This window comes from Novipirellula sp., from assembly GCF_041583735.1.
In the GTDB taxonomy this organism is placed as follows: domain Bacteria; phylum Planctomycetota; class Planctomycetia; order Pirellulales; family Pirellulaceae; genus Novipirellula.
Genome location: NZ_JBFHFD010000767.1, coordinates 1 through 3,766, shown reverse-complemented (window position 1 = coordinate 3,766; position 3,766 = coordinate 1). Strand labels below are relative to the sequence as shown.

Sequence of the window (3,766 nt, the reverse complement as noted above, 5' to 3'; positions counted from 1 at the left end):
CCTTTTTGTACCCCACAACTCATGTCGAGCGAATTGTCGCCATATCCCGATAGGGATTCAAGCAATTAGCCGTAGGTAAGCGGAGCGCCACCTACGGACTCCAGCGTTCGACTGCGGTTTTGACCCTGTAAGGGTCACAGCACCGTCATCTGTGACCCCTTCAGGGTCAACGATTATGGAGTAATTCGTTTTCCGGTGGTGTTCGCTGCGCTCAAACCACCGGCTAATAGCTGAAATCCCTATCGGGATAAGCTCGTAAAAGTTTTGGGGTATAAAAAGGCTTCCAGCCTGTCTTCGCCGCTTAGACTGGGCTGAAAGCCTATCTCGCATCGCTCGCTACTCGTCTCGAGCGTCCTGGACCGACTCGACTTTGGAAACGACGCGGCCTTTATGAAGCCGTGTTTGCAGTGCGTCACCAGGGCGAAGCGAATTCGCATCCGTGATCGCTTTACCGTCGGCATCCAGCGTGACGCTGTATCCGCGTGAGAGTACGGCAAGCGGTGAGAGTGCCGATAGCGATGCTGCGAGTTCGCTCACCTGGCTGCGTCCCGCTTTCAAATTCGCGGTGATCGCGCGTCGTGCTCGTGCGTCCAATTCATCCAGCATTCGCGACCGCAAATGGATGATCTCCATCGGCTTGCGTAGGATTGGCCGCTGCATCAGCGATGCAACTTCTGTTTTGCGTTCGTGAATCACTTGTCGCATCGAACGATCGAGACGTTGACGCAGATTGCTGGCGGTTGTTTTCAGCGAAATGCCATCAGGCAGCACCCGGGTGGCCGCGTCGGTTGGCGTCAAGGCTCGTAGATCCGCAGCAAGATCGCAGAGTGTGACATCGATTTCGTGGCCTACGGCCGAGACGGTTGGGATGCTGGACTCTGCGACCGCTCGGACGACTGCTTCTTCGTTGAAGCACCATAGGTCTTCCAGGCTGCCACCGCCGCGTGAGACGACCAATACGTCCAGTTTCGGCGTGATGCGTTGCGCCGATCGGATCGCCGCGACGATTGATTTGGCTGCCCCTTCGCCTTGTACCAAAGCAGGGATCACGACCACATCGGCGCCATGGTAACGGTTCGACGCCGCTTGCAAGAAATCGCGAACTGCCGCACCAGATGGGCTGGTCACGATTCCAATCCGCCGCGGCAGCGAGGGTAGCGGCCGTTTTCGCTCGGCAGCAAACAAGCCTTCGCGTTCGAGTTTGATCTGCAATTGTTGAAACGCCAATTGCAGCGATCCCAACCCCTGCGGTTCGACCTTGCGAACGACTAGCTGGTACGTTCCTCGTGCTGCATAGACATCGATGTTGCCAAAACAGAGCACGGCTTGGCCATCCTCGAGGTCATGCTTGATCCGCGTCGCCGTGTTTCGCCAAAGCACGCCGCGGATCTGAGCGTCATCATCTTTGAGTGTGAAGTAGATATGACCGCTGCGTGCGCGAACCAAGTCCGAAATTTCACCGGCGACCCACAGCGATGGAAAAGTTCCTTCCATCACCGCTTTGATGTGTCCGTTTAATTCCGAAACTGAAATCGCGTGTACCGACTCGCCGGCTAATGCAGCATCATTCACGCGTTCCACTCTCCGGAAAAGACTTCGACAGCACCGCCGGTCATCATGACGCGTCCGCTCGACTCGGTCCACTGCAGCGTGAGGTCACCGCCGAGCAGATGATTTAAGATCTTGCGATTCGTTTTTCCGGTCAACACACCAGCGACACAGACCGCGGACGCGCCGGTCCCACACGCCCAAGTTTCGCCGCTGCCTCGCTCCCACGTCCGCTGCCGCACTTCGTCTTTGGAGATGACTTCGACGAACTCGACATTGATTCGCTTAGGAAACCGCGGGTCCGTTTCGATCTTGGGGCCCAGTCCGAGTACCAGTTCGTTGGTCGCTTTGGGGACAAAGATCACACAGTGAGGGTTGCCCATGGAAACACAGGTCACGGCAAATTTGTGACCATTGATCTCGATTTCGTGTTCCACCACCTTGCCGCTTTGGAGGATGGACGTGGGGACTTCGGATGCCTCGAGGATCGGTTCGCCCATGTCGACCGTCACGGTTTCGACTTTGCCATCACCGCCGATTGCGAGTGATAGATCGAGCACGTTTCCGCCCGATTCAATTTTCAGGTTCTCTTTTTGGGCAATCGCATGGTCGTAGACATATTTCGCGACACAGCGAATGCCGTTGCCGCACATCTCGCTTTCGCTGCCGTCGGCATTCAGCATCTGCATTCTCGCGTCCGCAACCTCGCTGGGGCGAATCAGGATCAACCCGTCGCCGCCGACGCCAAAATGGCGATGCGAAATGGATTTTGCCAACTCGGTAATGTCGCAGTGATCAAGATTTTCGGCAAAGCAATCGACGTAAACGTAGTCGTTGCCAGCGCCGTGCATTTTGGTGAATCGCATCAAACACAAATTTCGCGGGAGGGATCTTGGGAGCCAGCTGTTTTCATTGAACGTGTAAATCTAAATGGAATTTTGGGATTTGCGTAGGCGGCAACGATTTGACCAAGAACGCAGCATCTACCAAAGCATGTGAATTTGCAGCAGAATGAGCGTTTGGCAATGGATTGTCTGCTTGTCTACACGCTCGCCCCCTTTCTGGATTTTGATGATGCCGCGACCTCAAATACTGCTCGTCGGACTGGGGGTGGTAGGACGCGCGATTGTCCGTGCTCATTTGACTGCCGATGTGTCGGTCACGATTGCTGACCAGGATATCGCGGCGTTGGATAGATGCATCGATGAAATCGATCTGAATCCCAGCGAATGGGATGTGTCCGAGCCACGATCTGATGTTGCCGATATGGCGATGATTGATTTGACGCGTCGCGATCACGTCGCAGTGCAGACGCGTCCGATCCTGATTGAATCCATTGTCGAGCGACTGCAGATCAAGCAAGACTTTTTCCGGCGTGTAGAGTGCGAGCTTTGCGAAGATTGGATATTTTGCAGCAATACATCCACGTTGCGTATTGGCGATATTGCTGCCTCGCTTACGGATCCCTCGCGTTTAATCGGCATGCACTTTTTCATGCCGGTGCAATCGCGAGATGCGGTAGAGGTGATCCCCACGGTTAATACGGCGACGGCAAATTTAGCGGCGGTCACTGAACATGTTCGTCGACTCGATCGTTCACCGCTGGTGGTTGCCGACGCACCCGGATTTATCGTCAATCGTATGCTTTCACCTTACCTGAATGAGGCGATGTTGCTGCTTAGTCAAGGGGCGACGGCGGAGCAGATTGAACAAGCGGCGCTGCGATATGGGATGCCGATGTCGCCGCTGGAATTGATCGACTTGATCGGTTCACGAACGATGTTTGATGCCGGACGTGTTTATTGGCAATCATTTCCGACACGTATCGATCCTTCGCCGATGTTGCCGGCAATGCTCAAACGGGGGCGTGGAGGACGGTACAGTGGCGGCGGGTTTTACGATTACCCGGACGGTCATCGTAGCCCGAGGCTGTCGCCCGCTGCGGTTGAAATCCAGGAGAAATACTCACGCACTACGAGGGACTTCTTGGACGATCAGGTACAGAGCCGGCTGAGTTTGGCGATGTGGATCGAGGCGGCGCTGCTGCTTCGGCAAGGTGTCGCTCACTCACTTGAGGAAGTTGAGATTGCGATGGCAGGCGGGCTTGGATATCGCCCACGTGGCGGATGGTGCGAGAGCTTTGATCGGATGGGGTGTGACTTGGTTCATCATCGTATCGCAGCAGCTGCCGGCGACTCGAAGTCGCTGCAGGCGCCTG

3 protein-coding genes are annotated in these 3,766 nt (G+C 55.5%); 1 reads left to right on the top strand and 2 read right to left on the bottom strand.

What is annotated here, in order from left to right:
* Positions 1-336 precede the first annotated feature (336 nt).
* Both xseA and dapF read right to left on the bottom strand, forming a co-directional pair.
* Complete coding sequence (gene xseA, locus ABX962_RS32415) at positions 337-1,572, bottom strand: exodeoxyribonuclease VII large subunit (protein ID WP_372725833.1); 1,236 nt, start codon at positions 1,570-1,572, stop codon at positions 337-339.
* Positions 1,569-2,414, bottom strand: coding sequence for a diaminopimelate epimerase (dapF, locus tag ABX962_RS32410; RefSeq protein WP_372725832.1), 846 nt, complete (start codon positions 2,412-2,414; stop codon positions 1,569-1,571). The genes xseA and dapF overlap by 4 nt, the downstream gene beginning before the upstream one ends.
* Positions 2,415-2,619: 205 nt before the next feature.
* Here dapF and ABX962_RS32405 point away from each other — a divergent pair.
* The coding region (locus tag ABX962_RS32405; protein ID WP_372725831.1) for a 3-hydroxyacyl-CoA dehydrogenase NAD-binding domain-containing protein at positions 2,620-3,766 on the top strand (1,147 nt) is incomplete at its 3' end.